This is a genomic window from Anisomitus miae (SeqCode) (assembly GCF_054906395.1).
The window spans coordinates 174,380-194,207 of the sequence record NZ_JBRACL010000008.1 but is presented as its reverse complement, the minus strand read 5'-3'; the positions used below and the strand labels follow the sequence as shown (position 1 = coordinate 194,207).

Below are 19,828 nucleotides of genomic sequence, written 5' to 3'. Positions count from 1 at the left end.
TACTTAAATCCTCAACATATTTTTATAAATTTAAGTCTTATGGAATTAAGAACGACAGATACAGAACTAAAGCTCATAGCAAGAGCTGCTATCATAGGATTTAATAATGTCCCTCCGAATAAATAAAATACTCCCATAGCAAATGGAACTCCAATTATGTTATACAAAAAAGCCCAAAACAAATTTTGCTTTATATTTCTAACTGCGTTCTTAGAAATCATAAACATCTTCGGTATATCCATTAAATCATTCTTCATTAAAATAACAGAGGCAGATTCTATAGCAATATCAGTTCCTGATCCTATTGCAATTCCCACATGAGAATTCATAAGTGCAGGAGCATCATTTATTCCATCTCCAACCATTGAAACAATATTTCCATTTTTCTTTAATTTATCTATTTCAGAAGACTTATCCTTAGGTAGAACTTCTGATATAACCTCATCTATTCCTACCTTACTCGCTATACTACTTGCTGTCTTAGAATTATCTCCTGTCAACATAATTACCCTTTTGCCCATGGATTTTAATCTATGAATTGCATCTTTTGAATTTTCTTTTACCAAATCTTCAGCCGCTATAACCCCACCAAGCTTTCCGTCTACAACAACATACATAGGAGTCTTACCCGAATTCGCAAGAATATCTCCAACGTTTTTAAATTCTTTTATATCAATGTCATTAACATCTAAAAGTCTTTTATTCCCAACAAGTACTTTCCTAGAATTAACATTAGCACTTACTCCCATTCCTTCAAGAGTTTTAAAATTTTCTATGTCAAAAATTTCTATATTTTTATCTGAGCTATATTTAAAAATGGCCTCTCCTAAGGGATGTTCTGAATATTTTTCTATACTAGAGAGATATCTTAAAAACTCTTCCTCATCTTTAAACACACTCTCATTTATAAACAAATCTGTAATACTTGGTCTACCTTCAGTTATGGTTCCGGTTTTATCCAGTACAACGACATCAACTTTATGAGCAATCTCTAATACTTCTCCAGATTTTATAAGTATCCCATTTTCAGCTCCCATACCTGTTGCCACCATAATAGACGTAGGAGTTGCTAATCCTAAAGCACAAGGACAAGCAATCACAAGTACTGAAACAAATATAGTGATAGAAAATTCAAAACCATTTCCATATAACATCCAAAATAAAAATGAAATAATAGCTATAGAAATTATTGAAGGAACAAAATAATAAGATACCTTATCTGCTAATTTAGAAAACTTAGATTTAGAGTTCTGAGCCTCCTCTACAAGATTTATTATTTGGGAAAGTACAGTGTCGTCCCCAACCTTAGTAGCAACGCATTTTACAAATCCATTTTTATTTATACTAGCACCAATTACATTATCATCTACACATTTTGAAACTCCAATACTCTCCCCTGTAATCATAGACTCATCAACTATGCAAGATCCATAAATTATCTTACCATCCACAGGAAATTTTTCCCCAGACTTTATTATTAAGACATCCCCTATCTTAACTTCTTCTATTTTAACCTCTACCTCTTTTCCTCCCTTCTCGACTAAAGCGACCTTTGGTGCAAGATCGACTAATTTCTTTATTGATTTAGAAGTTTTTCCTTTCGTGAATGCTTCTAAGTATTTTCCAAAAGTAATTAAAGTTAAAATAGTAGCTGAAGATTCGTAGTATAAATTCATAGCAGAAGTATAAGTGCCATTAATTACCCTCACACTTTCATAAACAGAATAGAAAAAAGATGAAAATACACCAATTGTAATTAAAGAATCCATATTAGGTCTAAGTGTAATCAAACTTTTAATACCTCTTTTGAAGAAGGGTATACCCATAACAAGCACTGGGACGGCAAATACAAATTGAAAAATTGTAAAGTTCACAGGTTCTTTCATATGATCTAAGAAATCGATTACCTTATATGAAAACATATGTCCCATGGAAACGTACAAAAGTGGCAATGTAAAAACTAGTGAGATTATAAATCTCACCAGTAAATTTTTCATATTGATATTTTGATCAGAATAATCATCGTTATTTATGTAATCTTCTGCAATATACCCGAGTTTTGAAACTAAGTTTTTGATTTCATCAACAGATATAACCTCACTATCAAAATCAGCTCTTAATTTTTCAGTTGCGAGGTTTACACTTACACCATTGATTCCCGATTTTCTCGAAAGAGCTTTCTCAATAGACGAAGAACATGAAGCACAGGTCATTCCCTTTATCTTTAAAGTTATTTTCATAATAACCTCCCTTCATAAATTAACTACTACAGATTTTTAATCTGGTTTGTACCTTTGTCATAAGCAAGACAAAACTCACTTAACCTATTGTAAAATTCTCTAATTTCAATGCCATAATAAGAACACAAATCCTCATCATCTTTAAACTCGTCTCTAAGTTTCATATTAACAATGCTCAAGAACATATTCTTATCCATCTTTAGTATATCCACACTATCACCAACCTAAAATTTTTCAAAAATTTAAATACCAATTATAATCTTACAACACAGACTCCTCAACAACAATTCCTTCTGAAAAATCCTTCTCTGAGCTTTCACCTTTGTCATCACAACAATCCGAACCACATTCCTTATTGTATTTTTTATCAAGAGCAATAACCAAAGCCACAAGCGAAACAGTCACAGCCAACAATCCCAATTTAAAATACTTCATTAGAAACACCTCAAACTTTCTAAATTTTTGGACAATTATACCACAAATATCTAAATATTAATATTAATTATTATTTAAATCTAAAATTCATCTTATGTATCCAACAACTTTACCTAAAATGCTAACATCATCATCAAGGTATATATCACTAAATATGCTCTCATCTGATACGAATTTTACACTATTACCGGATTGCATAATTTTTCTAGCGTACGGACGTCCATGTCTAAGTATTACAACAACATCTTGATTATTCGTTATGACTGACGTGTCAATCAAAACAATATCCCCTCTAGACAAATCATACTTCCCCATTCCTTCATCGCTTATTTCCACGAACTTTAAAGAGCTTATATCGCATTTAACCCAATCTCTCAAAACGCAAATAGAATTTTCATTTACGAAGTTATCAAATATCGAATCAACCTCCATGCTTTCATTACTAACGTTGTATAAAAAGGTACCTCTATCTACATATAACTGATTATCTTTCACATAATATCCTTTTAAATCCTTCGTATCAAAATCTATATACTCTTTGTATAGGTAATTTAGATATTTGATATCTGGCATCATAGATATCTGAGTGAACTCATCTCTGTCACCATAATCTATAACATACCTAAAACCAAATATTCCTTCTCTTAATTTTATCATCTCTCTCAGGTATTCTAAAGATTCCAAAACACCTTGAATATTTTCCGTAGAATCTTGTATCAAATACACTTTTGAGTAAGATGTATTTTTAAAGAACGAAAATACGTGTTTAACATCTTCAGTAGAAAGATCTTCTATTCTATCAATTATTACATGAGTATAAAAGTATCCCATTTTATATTTCATAAACTGACTATATGTAAGTATGTGCACCTCAATATCGTCTGAGGGAATTATCGAAATATATAAATCACTTTTGTTTATGTAGTTAAAAATATCTACTACATTTCTACTTTCTAACTCAGAAGTTATAAATAGTATTTTATCATTTCTATCAAAACAATAATTCCTTTTCAAGTACAATGCTTTAAAAATTGCAGAAATCGTTTTTCCAGAATCTCTATTTCCTTTAATTAAACAGAACTTATCATTTTTATATTTAACAAACGCATCTTGAGTGTTGTTTAAAAACATATCTAATGAAACTACTACCATTTATGAAAACTCCTTTTGTGCCATATCGTCTTTGATTAATTTCACCACTTAATTAAGTATTATAATGCCTGTAAACAAAAAAGTATATTTTATTATTTCAAATTATGACAAAATAATTTAAATTTTTCGTAAAGTAATACAAAAGGAGTATTAATAAAAATACTCCTCAAATCTCCTCTAACTCTAAAAATCTATTAACAGCATTAAATATTCCCTTAGAAATACTCTTTTGGTACTCCTCTTCAATTAAATTATCTAATTCATGAATATTTGTTATAAATCCACACTCTATAAGGATAGATGGTACTATATTCTCTCGTAAAACGACAAAATTCGAATTTTTAATTCCCCTATCAAAAGCGTTCGTCTCGCTAACTAAATTATTTTGCACAATTTCACTTAACCTACGACTAAAACTCTCTTTTATATAGTAATATGTTTCAACTCCATTAACACTTTCATTGTCAAAAGCATTTTGATGTATGGATAAAAATATATCCCCTCCTAGGAACGAGCAAATTTTAACTCTATCACTTAGATCAATTTTTATATCATTTACCCTTACATTTTTAACGTTAATTTTCTTCACATCTTTGAAAAGATTTGTAACATGGTTACATATAGATAGATTAATATCCTTCTCTAAAACTCCATCTTGGGTTCTTGCACCATACTCATCCCCACCATGACCTGCATCTAAAACCACATCGTAATAATCCTTAACTTCAATATTTAAATAAGAGTTCACAACATTACTATTATTATCCTTGTTAACAACAGAAATATTTATTCTATAAATTCCACTCTTTTCAGGCACAAACTTAAAAGTTACTTCACTTGAAAATTCATTATGAATAAGAATTTCTCCATCCTTCTCAACTGAAAATTTAAATTCATTGCCCTTGATACTAGAACTTAGATTTATTTCTACCTCTTCATTAACAACTTTCACTTTATTTGGTAAAAGTTTTCCTTCCACTAAACCGATATCATCCCCCACAACAAACACTGAATTAACCATACTCTCAATGGAATTATAATTAAATTTAGTAATTGCATAAACTCCATCACTTTTTTTAAAATTCAATTTTGTTAACTTTCCCTGACTTGGAATTATTGAATCTATATAATTCCCATCTGTCAAGTCTAAATTATCGTAAGGAAACTTATATACAACAAACCCTTTGGTATTTTCAAATCCATCATTCAAAATACTAAACTCTAAATCTTCTCCTCGCAGTTTTGGAACAATATGTATATCACTAACTGTGTAATAACTATCAAAAGATTTATATCTTGGAATCATAGATTTTTTATACAATAAATCAGCTATGCTATGTATATTGTCATAATTTTTAACCATAAAGCCGTTAACAAAAAAATTCTCCCGCACTTTTTCTATAACATCTCTTATATTTTCATCACCTTGTATAAACACATCAACTGAATAAGTCCTAAATTTTTTTTCCCACCAACAAACAATATCTTCAATATCATCTTTATTTTTTATGTCATCCCCTATTTTAATAACCATGTAATTTACATAATTCATTTTTCCAATATTTAGAGAATCAAATGATCCCTTATCATAATCAGAATACCCTTTGTAGTTTATTCCATTTACATCATCTTCAATTGTTCTCCAAATATAATTAGCACCTACGCCAAATTTGAGCTCATTTTTATAACTTTTAAATTTCTCACCTAATATTTTTAAGAAATCATTTACATTTTGTCGTCTCCAAACTTCCTTAGAAAGTTTATCTTCATTGTAATTTACATAACCATAAGAATCATTAAAAACATACTTGTTAATATTCTCAGGATATCCTATATTATCCAAATAAACTCCGTCAAACTTGAATTTATTTGACAAATCCACTATCAAATTGATAAAATGATCTCTAACTTCACGGATACCTAAATCTAAATAATACCTATCATCGAATTTAACTATCCACTCTATATTATCCTTTATAAATGCTCCTTCAGGTAATGATGCTAAATACATTTCTATATTGTTTTCATCTCCTAAATCCTTTAATGAAAAGTCTGAAAAACATGCATGTATATCCAAGCAACGTTTAAATCCCTCTTTGACGATGTAAGAAACTAAATTTTCATGCTTCTCGTTAAATTTTTCTGTGGTGTACAAATCAATAAATCCAGACATATCTACAAATATAGTGTTAAATCCATTTTCCTTGGCCAAGTTATAGCTATTTACAATATAATTTTTAAATTCCTCTACACTAAACTCGCTGGAAATAAAATCAAAATCATTTAAATTCAGATGTATTCCTCTCATCTCATATTTAATTTCTTTGCATAAGACACTTTGAGAACAAAACATTGTATAGATTGATACACATAAAAAAAGCAAAAGCAACTCAAGAATTTTTTTCAAACCAATCACCTACATAAAGAAATTAATCTCATATATGTTTTACAGTTTTGAAAAAAGTATACTTCTAAAAGTTACTTTTGCAAAATCTAATTATTAATTTTAAAAGAGCTTTTAAGTGACGCTACTCTGTTAAATACCAACAAATCATCTGTTGTATACTTAGGATCAACCGAAAAATATCCATGCCTAAATACTTGATATTTATCATAAGCATTACTACCTTTAGCATTGTCCTCTATGAATCCATTAAATACTCTTAGAGAATTCTCGTTTACGTTATTTAAAAACTCATCACCACAATTTTCCAAAATAAGTGGCTCAAACAGTCTAAACTGGGCTTTTATAGCACTAGTAGAATCAACAAAGTGTATAGTCCCCTTTACCTTCCGTCCAGAAAACCCACTTCCACTCTTAGTCTCTGGATCATAAGTGCAATGAATTTCTAAAATATTTCCATCTTTATCTTTTATAACATCATGGCATTTTATAAAATACGCTCCTTTAAGTCTAACCTCGTTTCCTTTAAATAATCTAAAATACTTTGAAGGAGGATTTTCCATAAAATCTTCCCTATCTATATAGATGTATTTTGAAAAAGTTATTCTTCTTCTGCCCATAGACTCATCATCCTTATTATTTTCAATGAATAACTCCTCAACCTCGCCCTCTTTATAATTTGTTATAACGACTCTTATAGGATCTATGACCGCCATAATCCTACTACACTTTGGATTTAGATCCTCTCTCAAAAAATATTCGAGCATTTGATAATCAACTATGCTATTTGATTTGGCCACACCGATAGCACTGCAGAAATTCCTAATAGATTCAGGAGTAAATCCTCTCCTTCTAAACCCTGCTATAGTGGGCATGCGTGGATCATCCCATCCATCAACAATTCCAGAATCAACTAACGACTTTAATTTCCTTTTACTCATTACAGTATTGGTTAAACTTAATCTTGCAAACTCAATCTGTCTCGGTGTATTTTTCATTTCACAGTTATGAACAAACCAATCATACAAAGGTCTATGATCCTCAAACTCTAGTGTACATATGGAATGAGTAATACCCTCAATAGCATCCTCTAGAGGGTGTGCAAAATCATACATAGGATAAACACACCATCTAATCCCCGTATTATGATGAGACACATGAGATATTCTATAAATAATAGGATCTCTCATATTAATATTACTGGAAGACATATCTATTTTTGCCCTTAGAACCTTTTCTCCATCTCTAAATTTACCATCTCTCATATCTCTAAATAAGCGTAAATTATCCTCAACTTTCCTATTTCTATATGGAGATGCAACTCCAGGTTCCTGAAGCGTACCCCTAAACCTCTTAATCTCCTCTCCAGTTAAGTCACAAACATAAGCTAACCCTTTATTTATCAGCAGCTCTGCTCTATCATACATAATTTCAAAATAATCTGACGCATACATGATATTATCCCATACATATCCAAGCCACTTAATATCTTCCTTTATAGATTCGATATACTCAATATCCTCTTTTAACGGATTTGTATCATCAAACCTCAAATTAAACTTTCCTCCAAATTCCCTAGCTAAAGCAAAATTTATTTCTAGAGATTTTGCATGACCAATATGTAAATACCCATTAGGTTCTGGAGGAAACCGAGTTACTATTGAATTGTGCTTTCCAGATTTAATATCATTTAATACAATATTTCTTATAAAATTAGATGGTTTAAGCTTATCTTGCATATAAAATCCTCCTCTAACCCTTACTGTTTAAGTTATATAAAAAATACTTAAAATATGAATTTAAACCTCATCAGATACTAAGCAACATTCTATCATAAATTATTTAATTTTTAAATAACTTAAAATACCACACACACTTTTTCAATAATACCTTTAACAATCTAACTCCCAAACCAAAATAGTTATTGCAAGAAAATTGTTCCTAATTTATAATGTAGTCTTTAAATATTTGGATCATATTACGACATAGGAGGAGTTAAATGAAAAAATTTACAATTAATTTAATAACTATAGTTCCCATTATTTTATCAGTATTCTCTATGATAATGGGAAAAATACTTTTACAATACACACATTATGAAAACTTAACGAGTAAGCAGATCATTTTCTATTTCATACCTTCTATTTTACTTTTTATCTTTGCTTTTTTCGTAATAATCTCAAGAATATTAGTATTCTCCTACAAAAAATCTTCCTTCACGATTCCAGAATCTATAAATTTAGTATTGTCGATAATATTAATAGTGATTCCCTTACTTGTGGCAAACGTACAGTTATTATATGGTGGATTATCACTTATCTTAGCAACGACTCTAAGCATTGTATCCGTTAGGATTCTCCCTCTAGAATTTAAAAATATGGAGATAAACATACTTCAGTTTCATATTTTTATATGTATATTCTTAGGTACTACATTAAAATTTTACTACATCATATATGAATATGATTTTTTTCTGCATTTAGTATTTGGTATTGTGTCATCAGTACTAGCACTACCATTTACAAGGTATTTCACATCTAAATTAAATCAAAATATCTTCTCTTCTTGTCCTTCACTTGTAATCTTACTAATGTTTTGTTTTTCAATTACCTGTGGAACCATGTGGGAAATATACGAATTCACAATTGACGCACTATTAAATTTAAACACACAAAACAATAGTTTGTTAGATACTATGTCTGATATTATTGCAAACACAATTGGAGCTGTAGGATTTTGCTTTGTATATTATTTCTTAAAAAATAAAAAACAGGCTAAATAAAAGCCTGTTTTATTGTTTTTGATAACTCAAAAACAAACTGTTGATAAATTTTAAATTATCTTGATCGTTAAATTCACAGGAGTTTGTAAATAATATTACTGACATAAACAATGATAAAACAATTCTTCTTCCTATGTTTTTATAATCATCATTTATAAAATTTACAATATATCCAGATACATCATCTACTATTTTGTCATATAACTTATTTACATTAACTGCTTTATCAATCGGTATACTTTTAAATGTTAATCCAAATCCTTTATTGTCTCTGATATAGAAGTAAAGAGTTTCTATGAATTCCTCCAACACTTTCTTCCTCTTAAGCGTTTCAAAAAATAAATTCCAACTATCATTTATAACTTCACAAAAAATCTCTTCCTTATTTTCATAATAATTATAGAAAGTTCCAACGGCCATTTTACACTCACATGCAATAGTTTTTATATCAACACCTGAGTAACCATTCACGAGAAACAAACTCTTGACTCTTTCATAAATTTCCTTTTTGTCACATAAAACCGATTTAGGCATCCCGCACAAACTATTTAAAAATCTTTAAATAGTTATCTCCTTTCTCTTAGAATAACTTTCTCTACGTATTTCTTTCCAACATTAGATAATATTACAAATTAAAACGAATACTTTCTTAAAACAAAGAACTTCATATCCTTAAATTTGATTATGAATTATAATTTGTAAAAATATCTCTATACATTACACTATTATATAACTATTTTAGTATTTTAGAAATAACTTTACCATTTTTTAAAACTTTTAACAAACTTCTATTGCAGAACAATAATTTAATATACTTTATAATAATCTGTTTTCTTCATAATTTAATACTTTTTTTAATTAAAAGAACCTAGTAACTATGGTGAATTCTATATCGTAATCTTCCTTTGTTACAAACAAAGGAAGATTTTATCGAAAAGAGTTGTTGGACGTACCACTCGATTATAAAATGACTGCAATATCAAGATATGCATCTAAAGGACTGCTATTTATTCAAGAGATTATACTAGAAATGGCTTACTTCATTTTTCTATTCACTCTTCTATTTGATTTACCATAATCGGAGTCCTCAGCAAAAGATATCAAAAAAACTAAAGCAAATGGCAAGAAATCTTAGAAGTCAGTATAAATTCACATCTTACACACACAACTCTGATAGATAACGACCCAAGTAAAAGCAATTCTCTTCCAATTTATAATTTAACTCATTATGTATCAAAAACCCTGGAGTCTACACTGAAGACCTTGATGTAGTTCGGATATGTAAATACTGTTCGCTTATTTATTCTTACATAAAACTTCCTGCATCAACAAATCTCATAATTGATTTATATATGTTTGATATATTCATCTAAATACGAAATTTTCTTGCCATCTTTTACCCAACCAAGTATACCATCCATATTTACATTACAGGCTGCTGAAAAGATAGACTTATCTATATGTTTGTATTTTTTCTTCATTTCAACTATCAGATCCTTTATTTCATATCTTTTATTACCTATTCTTTTAGCAGCAACCATACAAGCACAATTTAAAGCGAGTATACCAGAATTTTTTATAAATGCAACAATCGATTGCTCCTCTATATAGTACATTGGTCTAATTAATTCAATATCTTCAAAATTATCTGCCCTTAGTTTCGGGAGCATAGTTTTAAAATTACCCGAGTAAAAAATATTCAAAAGGGTTGTCTCAATAACATCATTAAAATGATGACCTAGAGCCAATTTATTACACCCGAGTTTCCTTGCTTTATCATACAAAAACCCTCTTCTCATACGTGCACACATATAGCAAGGATATTCCTTAGCTATTTTATCCACAATTAAAAAAACGCCTGAATCAAAAATCTTTACCGGAATATTCAAATAGTCGCAATTTTCCTCCAAAAGCTTCCTTATGTGAACATGATATCCTGGATCCATTGATATAAATTCAAGTTCAAAATTGTTCTTCCCATGCTTTTTAAGTTCCTGAAATAACTTAGCCATGAGAAGGGAATCCTTACCTCCAGAAATAGCAACAGCTATTTTATCTCCATCATTAATTAGACCATACTCATTTATCGATCTTGTAAACTTCGTCCAAATCCTTTTTCTATATCTTTTTATTATGCTACTTTCAATATCCTTTAAAGATTTTTTTCCTTCATAAGGAACATGCGATTCACAATGAGAAGCAATGGTCTCCTCTCCATCCATAATATTTCCTCCTAATGTTAGTTAAACAAAATTTACCCAATATGTACATGAAAATGAATTTTACTAATATTAATTTACAAATAGTCCGTTTTTATATTGACTACCAAATGAATTTATTATATATTTTAAGTCAGATGTGTTGCAAGTTAAAGTTTGTTGCACTATACTGTCGATTGAGTTTTATAAGTCATTATTGTATTTAATTGGCTCTGGTTAAATATTATAGTGACTTAAATTTTTATGTTATAGAGTTTAATTATACTAAACTTTAGGTATTTTTCAAGTAAACTTTTATTGTTTAAGGGAGGGTGTGAAGTGCACATTATTAACGCATTAGGTCGTCATATTTTAGTTGAATACTATAATTGTAATAATGATCTATTAAAAGATCCAAAGTTTATAGAAACTCACATGAAAGAAGCTGCTATTAAAATGGGAGCTACAATAGTTGAAAGTTGCTTCCATCACTTTAACCCTTATGGTGTAAGCGGTGCAGTTATCATCTCCGAGTCGCATTTAACTATACACACATGGCCTGAATACGGCTACGCTGCTGTCGATTTGTTTACCTGTGGAAATATAGATCCTTGGATAGGATTTGACTATCTTGAAGAAAAACTTTTAGCCGATTTAAGCGAGTCTACTGAGATTCCAAGAGGACTTACTCAGAAAATCTCAAAACATGCTAATTTAGATATATCAACCATAACACATAAACCTAATGATTAAAATAATGGAGGATAATTAATGGATTGGTTCACAGAGAAATATGATGAAACCGTTAAAATTTCATATAAAATAGATAAACACTTATTTCATAAGAAAAGTTCTTTCCAAACAATAGATGTTTTTAACAATAGTTTATTTGGAAATTACCTGGTTATTGATAATATAATGATGATTACTGAAAAGGACGAATTTATATATCATGATATGATAACTCACATTCCAATGGCTTGTAATCCAAATATCAAGAATGTATTAGTTATCGGTGCCGGAGATGGAGGAACTGTACGTGAACTTTGTAAATATAAATCAATTGAATCAATCACTATGGTAGAAATAGATCAGGAAGTGGTAAATGCTTCTTTAAAATTCTTTCCTAATGTTTCTAAGTCTCTTAAAACCGATTCTAGGGTAACACTGATTTTTGAAGATGGTATAAGTTTTGTTAAAAGTTTAAATGATGAATGTTATGATCTCATAATAGTAGATTCTACCGATCCTATAGGACCAGGAGAAGGATTGTTCAGTGTCGAGTTTTATAAAAATTGTTATATGGTATTGAGAAAAGATGGTATTCTCATAAACCAAAGTGAAAGTCCTTATTATCCATTTAATATAAAGGAATTGTCCAGGTCTTGTTCTAAAATAAATAAAATATTTCCTATACTTGAATATTATCAAGCCTTCATACCAACCTATCCATCTGGACATTGGTTATTTGGATTTGCATCCAAATCTATTAATCCTATAAATGAATCCTTATCTTTATGGAATAAGAATAATATAAAAACAAAATATTACAATGCCGAAATTCATATCGCAAGCTTTGCGTTACCAAATTATGTTAAAGAAATTATAAATTCTTCAAAAAACACCTAAAGGGAAGACACTTAAGTCTCCCCTTTATTTTTTAAAAAGTCGCCACTCCCAAGAACATACCCTCTAAATCAAATGCCTTCACCTGATTGCTTGTAAACATAAATATGTTCCCATCGTATACGTGAGTATAATATACTTCTTCAGGCTCCGTAGAATTAAAGTTTTTATAATTATTAATAGTAGAATTTAAATCTATTCCATTATGCTTACTAAAATTAAGAATATAAATCCCATTGAATATTTTCTTAAAATTAGATATTAAATTTTCATAAAAACTATAGCTTACCTCCATAGCACTACCCATATCAACTTCTGTACTATAATCACTAATATCAATAGGCAATACTAAACTCTCTTCATCTTTTAAATATATTAGCTGGCTTTCATCTAAAAACGAAGAGGAGTAAACATACTTGCCTTTGATTAAATAGTAACTTGAAATTTTCATATCGCTTGTTTTAACATCTTCTAAAAGCAAGATCTTTAATCCTATATTTTTCATTAGTTCATAAACTTTATCAGTGTATAAATTTTTATACGTATTAAACCTAGTTTCATTTCCTACTATGATTATCCTATTTTCGTCCAATCCATAAATGTGATTTATACAAACCGGTAACTCTATTTTAGAAACCTCAGTTAAATCATCTAAATTATAAGATATAAAATATCCCTTCTTTGAAAAACCAGAAATATAAAACATGTTTTCATCAAAGTATACATTACTCACACTTTCAACATTAAAAAGCTTATCTACACAGTTTATAAGCTTTAGATCCTCATCAAATACATACATTTTACTTCCTTCACTACCGGATAAAGCAAAGATTCTTAAATTGTCTAAATACTCATCAATAAATTTCTCACTTAAAACTTCCCCATCTAAAGATACCTTATCAACATAAGTTAGTATGTCTTTATTTGCATGAAATTTATAAATTGTAGTAAATTCCCTGTCTGCCACATCGTCCCCACATATAATGTATAAATCATCAGAAGATGTATATATCAAGCTCGGCTTTTCACTATAAAACTCTTGAGTCTTTAAGTGAACTCTATTCTCACTTAAATCTAGACAAATAATGTTGCTCTTCTCTCCTTCGTAAGCAGCTAAATAAATAAAGCTATCCCTATTTTTAGAAATATAATAATCGCTTCTTACCTGAAATTCATTTGTTTTAACAGGATTTTGTTTATCACATATGTCATAGATGGATATGATTAAAAAGCTTTCGTCCCCTTCGCTCTTCATTCCACTTAAAAAAAGATTATTCCCACTTACATAAATATTGCAATCACTTAGAATCTCCTCCAAAACTATATTCTTGACCTTCATATCACTACAATCGTTAATCTCTACAATATTTATCTCTGAGTCCCCGAATCTATAAATGTACCCATCATCAAAAACACAAACACTCTTTTGCTTCTTCGACTCATAAGCATATGAATATGTACCGTGGTAACACCTCAAAAATATGGATGTAAATAAAATTATGAAAAATAAATACCTTACACGCATATGCACAATCACTTCCTCTAAGTTCCATCTACAAATATGAAAATTTAATCTATTAAAATCTCAATCTCTGAATTATCCTCGTTCAAATTTATATTTAACACATTCTCCTCAAGCCTATGTTCATCTGTCCTATATCTTATAGTAAGTTCATAATTTCCAAATGGCAAATCATCAATGAGTAAATTCCCATCACTGCTTAAATTAAAAACCTTATCATCATTACCAGAATAATAATCCCCAACTTCCCTTACCTTTATCATAGCATCTCTAATGGTTTTATTGTCCATGTCCACTCCTTTCAAAACCACCTTTCCAACATTTTGTTTTTGTACTTTGAGCAATACTTCTTCTGAATTATTGCCATATGAATCCACAACTCTTACTTTTATAAGGTCAGTGTCACTCATATACCCCTCATCATCATAAATATAAAAGCTCCCATTATCATCTATCTTAGACTTATACTTACTGCTATCAAAACTTACAACCACATCACAATTAGCTTCCCCAGATCCATGTACAAAATTATTGTTACAATTGACAATGCTTATATCTGGTTTATTAGGTGGTATCACATCATTTACTGGTTTAGTAATAAAGTTAGAGCAATTGTTAAAATAATCATACGAAACTATTCTAAAGCTATCAGCATGTTCCAAAGAATCCTGAACATCTATTTCAAAATTTCCACTTTGAGAAACGCAGCCAGTGAATTCCTTATCTAAAATGTATATCTTCACAAAAGAATTAGGCTCACCAAAACCTGTTATAGTTTTATCTGAATTGTCAACCACTTTATCTATTATAGGGTCTACAGGAGGTAGTACATCATGTACTATAAAAGATTCATTCGATAATTCCTCTTGCAGATGATTGTAAACACATATATTTATTTGATCCACATCAACTAACAATCCTTCTTCTAGCAATAGAGTAAAACTCCCATCATCATTTGTACTTGATACATACTCCGTACCACCTATTGAAAGTTTAATAATGGAGTTTTTAATACTTCTTCCAGTAATTGTATTTTTATTATTAGTTATCCTATCTATTAAGATACTTCCTTGCAAATCCACACCTTCTCTTACTGAATCGACCACTTCCTGAAATGAAAACCTTTCTAAATCAAAAGATTTATCCACATCAAAAGCTTCTATGGCTAAAACTTTAAGGGCAAATACAAATCCTAAAATAAGATTTAAAATAACAAATACTCCAAATGTAATTTTTCTCTTTATAAAAACACCCATAAATTATCTTTCCCTCCAAATTTGTAAAATATCTAGAAAATCCTTAATTGTCCATTTCATCTTAATTCTATTTTGCTCAAATTTTAGTAATTTATGAGTAATTAACTATAATTTTTATATAAATATTTGCAAAAAAGAAAAAAGATAGCAATAAGCTATCCTTATATCTCAACTAATTCTACAATTTTAGAATACATTTCCTTAATTCCTACGACCCAATCAAAAATCTCCTCAAACTTATCATCTGAGATGCCAAAATTCTCTACAACTTTTGAAATTATGGATCTTTCATTTTCAGTATAACGATTATCTACCAATGCAATAGACACAAGCTCGAGCAAAATACAGTTCCTTATCTTAGCCCCACTTGAACTAAGCTCATTTATAATTTCATTAGGAGTTTCATTTACCTTTTCCAGGATCTGACCATTACTCTCGAATTTAAAACTTTCGAGAAGGGTTTCTTCCTCTCCTGTCATTACACCATCACTTTCAACCAAATGCAAAGCGAGCGTATAAAATAACTCTCTCTCCCTATCTGTAAATAATGATAAAAACATTTAAAATTAACCCCCAATAAATATTTATATGTTAATTATTTACACTTCCAGAAAGTTTAAACCATATTTCTAAAAATATTTTTATTAATATCCTACGAGCCTAATAAATTAATTCCATGTGCTATAATTTTATCAATTATTATCGTTACATCCTTATGAGCTTTAAGAAAAGTACAAGGATACTTAGTAGTGATGTAATCATTTGTGAGTAGTTCTGATATAGCACGTTTCTTTTCCTCTCCAAAAGCTACTAAAACTATCTTTTTAGATTTTAAAATATCTCCTATACCTAAACTCACTGCTTGCTTAGGTACATCATCTATACTATCGAAATATCTAGAATTCGCTTTTATAGTTTCTTCATTTAAATCTACAACACTTACATTTGCATTTAACTTATCACCTGGTTCATTAAAAGCGATGTGACCATTACCTCCAACGCCTAATAACTGTATATCTGTACCTCCTTTTTCCTCTATCAATTTCCTAATTCTTAAGATTTCGCTTTTTATATCACCAGTCGTAATCGGTACATAAGTATTTTTCTTATCTATATTAATTCGGTTGAAAAATCTATCATCCATATACCTTCTATAACTCTGTGGATGAGATGAAGAAAGTCCAACATATTCATCTAAGTTAATGGTAGAGCACCCAGAAAAATCTAATCTTCCACTTTCATAATCCCTAACTAAATAATCATAAACCTTCTCGGCACTTCCACCAGTTGCTAATCCTAGAAATGCGTCTTTCTTGTTATCGATAGTCTCTCCTATAATATCACTAGCCTTCTTACAAACCTCATCAGAATTTTCTAAAACTATAACCCTCATAGCTTCCTCCTTAATAACTCAATAATTTTATTTCAAGTTGTATTTTATCACAGTATTACGTTTTTAATAAGGAGCTGAATCTTTTTGAGAATCCACAGTTCAAATACTTATTGAATATAAAATCACAAAACTCAATATCAATATTTCAAAATCGCTTGACTACAAATTTAAATTGACCTAACTCCATTTATCACCAATCGTTAATTCAAGAGGTTTACCAGGACCTCCTAATTTCATCCCTACAACACCTGCAGGTCCACCAGGTCTACCATTTGTGTTTAAAGTCACTGAATCTACGGTCAGAGGAGCTCCTCCTGTAAAAGAACCTCCCCCTGTATTTAGATCAAGTCCTCCTCCTCGCTGCACCCATAAACTTAACCTACTAGTTTGTGGAACATCATTTCCTGATCCTCCTCCAGAAGATGATCCTCCTACTATCGTAAGACCTCCCCCACTTCCAACTCTCAAACTTAAAGTGCTAGTTTGTGGACCAGCATTTCCCAATCCTCCTCCAGAAGATGATCCTCCTACTATCGTAAGACCTCCTCCACTTCCAACTCTCAAACTTAAAGTGCTAGTTTGTGGACCAGCATTTCCCGATCCTCCTCCAGAAGATGATCCTCCTACTATCGTAAGACCTCCTCCACTTCCAACTCTCAAACTTAAAGTGCTAGTATGTGTGGACCAGTATTCCCTGATCCTCCTCCAGTTGTTACACCTGATTTAACACCAACAGCTTTTACGTCTTCAGAATTTCCAAATGCCAACCCCACTCTCAACGACATTAACATAATACCTAATCCGCTACGAACATTCTTTAAAAACAAGTTTGTTTCATTTCTCATTTTATAGTTTCTATGCTTCCAAAAATAGAACTTATTAATAACAAATTATATTTCTTACTAAATCATTAATAAAAGTTTAATTTATTGTGAAACATATTCTACCATTAATTTCAAATTTTGAAAACATATTTAACTCCATCAGTTTCTACACCAGAAAAATCTTTAATCGTAACAACAAAAACTTTTATATCCTTAGATAAATTTTCTAAAATAACATTTTGGTTTTCCGTACTATAATCTCTTCCGTAAACCCCCAAAATATTTTTGCCATCCTCTAAATTTATATCTTTCTCATTGTTGAAACCATACACAACATAAAATTTACTATCATTTCCTATCTTGTCTCTAAAAAATAAATAATATTTACCCTCACTACTCAAAACTTTAAAATCGGAAACTTCTGATGTATCTTTTAAATCCAACCAACTTTTAGGAGGAATAAGAGCCTTATGATTTAAAATATTTTCCTCCAGATGCTTTATATATTTTTTATAACTATCTCCAACGTTTCCGTCATTGTGAGTATACAAATCCTCAACACTAAAGAAAGCACTTCCTAGTATGCTTTCATACTCTGAATTAAACTTAACTTGATTAGAAATCTCATAAGGATTCTTCCAATTTTTATCTTTGCTCTCTCGGATATTGTAGTTTCCGTGACCTATATAAAGATGACATCTCTTATCCCCAACAACCTCATTCCAAAAATTTATAAGTTCTTCATAAGGTGCCTCTTCCCTTCCAAAGGTCCAATACACTTGTGGAACTACATAATCTATCAACTCATTATCGATCCAATTTAATGTATCTGCGTAAATATCCCTATAACTAGAGAGGGATCCATTTGGAGTATTAGAACCTATAGATAGATTCCCCGTTTTCACTCCATTCTTTATCTCATCTCCCTTATGTGCGTAAATTCCAAATGGAGATATCCCCCACTGCACACTCTTTTCATTAAGGTAATTAAAATGCGATATTATTGAACTTACTTCCTTTACCAAGAGATTTACATTATCTCTCCTCCAATCGTTTATATCCCCTATGCCTCTGGAATCAGATTTAAAAGTATTGATATCTTCACCCATATCTCCAAATTTATAATTAACTCCATTCACTGTTTGAGTCCCATAAGGATAAAAATAATCATCAAAATGTATTCCATCAACATCATAATTACATATAAATTCATGTATTGTATTTTTTATAAATTCTATAACTTTTCTAGACCCAGGGTCTAAAAACAATTTTCCTGAGAATAAATAAACGCATTCTCTATTTTGCTTTGCAAAGTTATCCTCAGAAAGCATATTTATTATTTCATCTTTGCTCTTACCTAAATTCGGTTCCTTAGTTACCCTATACGGATTAAACCAAGCATGAAATTCGATTCCTCTCTTTCTTGTTTCACTTATCGCATATTTTAAAAAATCCTTCCCTTCTTTTAAGTATTTAGGCTCGAGTCCCTGTTGCCCAGTTAAATATTTAGACCAAGGTCTAAAATCAGATTTATAAAAAGCATCTAGCTCTGGGCTAACTTGAAAAAATATTGCATTTAAATTCAACTCTTTAACCCTATCTAAAATAGAGTTAAACTCCTCTACAAGCTCCTCAAAAGAAGCTCCTCTATTTTTAGGAAAGTTTATATTTGAAATAGTCGATACCCAAGTTCCTCTAAACATTTCTTTGTTAGAATCATAATGTTTTTTTAATTTTATCTTTTTACCATTAACCGTAATAGGATTATGTTTATCATAAATTACATCCCCATTATCGCTTATTTTATCAAACTTATATAGAATGTCTTCGTAAGAATCATCTACCTCATTGAAATTTCCCAAAGCATATGTACAATTAAACATTAAAATAAAAAATACTAAAACACCCACTATACATTTTTTAAATACGTTCTTCATAATTCTCTCCAATCAATGACAAAAATTCGTAAACTTAGTTTTTTCTAAATCGATAACAA

General features: G+C 30.0%; 18 protein-coding genes. 3 read left to right on the top strand and 15 right to left on the bottom strand.

Annotated features, from left to right (window positions below; translation table 11 throughout):
• Positions 1-11: 11 nt before the first annotated feature.
• The 6 genes from AALI31_RS06515 to AALI31_RS06490 all read right to left on the bottom strand — a co-directional run bounded on the left by AALI31_RS06515 (position 12) and on the right by AALI31_RS06490 (position 7,970).
• Entirely contained in the window at positions 12-2,240 is a 2,229-nt protein-coding gene (locus AALI31_RS06515) for a heavy metal translocating P-type ATPase (protein ID WP_489885722.1), read from the bottom strand.
• Positions 2,241-2,266: 26 nt separating this feature from the next.
• The gene (locus tag AALI31_RS06510) at positions 2,267-2,452 is read right to left on the bottom strand and encodes a DUF4250 domain-containing protein (protein WP_489885721.1); all 186 of its coding nucleotides are present in this window, start codon (positions 2,450-2,452) and stop codon (positions 2,267-2,269) included.
• A gap of 49 nt (positions 2,453-2,501) precedes the next feature.
• Positions 2,502-2,675 carry a hypothetical protein gene (locus AALI31_RS06505; protein ID WP_489885720.1) on the bottom strand — a complete coding sequence of 58 codons (174 nt, stop codon included), beginning with the start codon at positions 2,673-2,675 and terminating at the stop codon, positions 2,502-2,504.
• 87 nt (positions 2,676-2,762) lie between these two features.
• Positions 2,763-3,827, bottom strand: coding sequence for a S24 family peptidase (locus AALI31_RS06500; protein WP_489885719.1), 1,065 nt, complete (start codon positions 3,825-3,827; stop codon positions 2,763-2,765).
• 166 nt (positions 3,828-3,993) lie between these two features.
• The gene (locus AALI31_RS06495; RefSeq protein ID WP_489885718.1) at positions 3,994-6,180 is read right to left on the bottom strand and encodes an N-acetylmuramoyl-L-alanine amidase; all 2,187 of its coding nucleotides are present in this window, start codon (positions 6,178-6,180) and stop codon (positions 3,994-3,996) included.
• 140 nt (positions 6,181-6,320) lie between these two features.
• The gene (locus tag AALI31_RS06490) at positions 6,321-7,970 is read right to left on the bottom strand and encodes a glutamine--tRNA ligase/YqeY domain fusion protein (RefSeq protein ID WP_489885717.1); all 1,650 of its coding nucleotides are present in this window, start codon (positions 7,968-7,970) and stop codon (positions 6,321-6,323) included.
• Positions 7,971-8,230: 260 nt separating this feature from the next.
• Here AALI31_RS06490 and AALI31_RS06485 point away from each other — a divergent pair, with 260 nt between their 5' ends.
• The gene (locus AALI31_RS06485) at positions 8,231-9,013 is read left to right on the top strand and encodes a DUF2238 domain-containing protein (RefSeq protein ID WP_489885716.1); all 783 of its coding nucleotides are present in this window, start codon (positions 8,231-8,233) and stop codon (positions 9,011-9,013) included.
• Positions 9,014-9,022: 9 nt separating this feature from the next.
• Here AALI31_RS06485 and AALI31_RS06480 read toward each other — a convergent pair whose 3' ends face one another.
• The gene (locus tag AALI31_RS06480; protein WP_489885715.1) at positions 9,023-9,547 is read right to left on the bottom strand and encodes a TetR/AcrR family transcriptional regulator; all 525 of its coding nucleotides are present in this window, start codon (positions 9,545-9,547) and stop codon (positions 9,023-9,025) included.
• Positions 9,548-10,359: 812 nt separating this feature from the next.
• Positions 10,360-11,235 carry a tRNA 2-thiocytidine biosynthesis TtcA family protein gene (locus AALI31_RS06475; RefSeq protein WP_489885714.1) on the bottom strand — a complete coding sequence of 292 codons (876 nt, stop codon included), beginning with the start codon at positions 11,233-11,235 and terminating at the stop codon, positions 10,360-10,362.
• Positions 11,236-11,559: 324 nt separating this feature from the next.
• On the opposite strand from AALI31_RS06475, the gene speD reads away from it, so the two are divergent.
• Positions 11,560-11,964, top strand: a complete 405-nt coding sequence (speD, locus tag AALI31_RS06470; protein WP_489885751.1) for an adenosylmethionine decarboxylase — start codon at positions 11,560-11,562, stop codon at positions 11,962-11,964.
• An 18-nt stretch (positions 11,965-11,982) separates the two neighbouring features.
• Entirely contained in the window at positions 11,983-12,840 is an 858-nt protein-coding gene (speE, locus tag AALI31_RS06465; protein ID WP_489885713.1) for a polyamine aminopropyltransferase, read from the top strand.
• Positions 12,841-12,871: 31 nt separating this feature from the next.
• On the opposite strand, the gene AALI31_RS06460 is transcribed toward speE, so the two are convergent.
• The 7 genes from AALI31_RS06460 to AALI31_RS06430 all read right to left on the bottom strand — a co-directional run bounded on the left by AALI31_RS06460 (position 12,872) and on the right by AALI31_RS06430 (position 19,769).
• Positions 12,872-14,362, bottom strand: coding sequence for a beta-propeller domain-containing protein (locus AALI31_RS06460; RefSeq protein WP_489885712.1), 1,491 nt, complete (start codon positions 14,360-14,362; stop codon positions 12,872-12,874).
• 44 nt (positions 14,363-14,406) lie between these two features.
• A complete protein-coding gene (locus tag AALI31_RS06455) occupies positions 14,407-15,615 on the bottom strand; it encodes an Ig-like domain-containing protein (RefSeq protein WP_489885711.1) in 1,209 nt (402 codons plus the stop codon).
• A 161-nt stretch (positions 15,616-15,776) separates the two neighbouring features.
• Complete coding sequence (locus AALI31_RS06450) at positions 15,777-16,175, bottom strand: hypothetical protein (RefSeq protein ID WP_489885710.1); 399 nt, start codon at positions 16,173-16,175, stop codon at positions 15,777-15,779.
• 92 nt (positions 16,176-16,267) lie between these two features.
• Complete coding sequence (gene nagB, locus AALI31_RS06445) at positions 16,268-17,008, bottom strand: glucosamine-6-phosphate deaminase (protein WP_489885709.1); 741 nt, start codon at positions 17,006-17,008, stop codon at positions 16,268-16,270.
• A 177-nt stretch (positions 17,009-17,185) separates the two neighbouring features.
• A complete protein-coding gene (locus AALI31_RS06440; RefSeq protein WP_489885708.1) occupies positions 17,186-17,668 on the bottom strand; it encodes a hypothetical protein in 483 nt (160 codons plus the stop codon).
• Between the two features lie 2 nt (positions 17,669-17,670).
• Positions 17,671-17,853, bottom strand: a complete 183-nt coding sequence (locus AALI31_RS06435) for a hypothetical protein (RefSeq protein WP_489885707.1) — start codon at positions 17,851-17,853, stop codon at positions 17,671-17,673.
• A 110-nt stretch (positions 17,854-17,963) separates the two neighbouring features.
• Entirely contained in the window at positions 17,964-19,769 is a 1,806-nt protein-coding gene (locus AALI31_RS06430) for a glycoside hydrolase family 10-like protein (RefSeq protein ID WP_489885706.1), read from the bottom strand.
• Between the last annotated feature and the right edge of the window lie 59 nt (positions 19,770-19,828).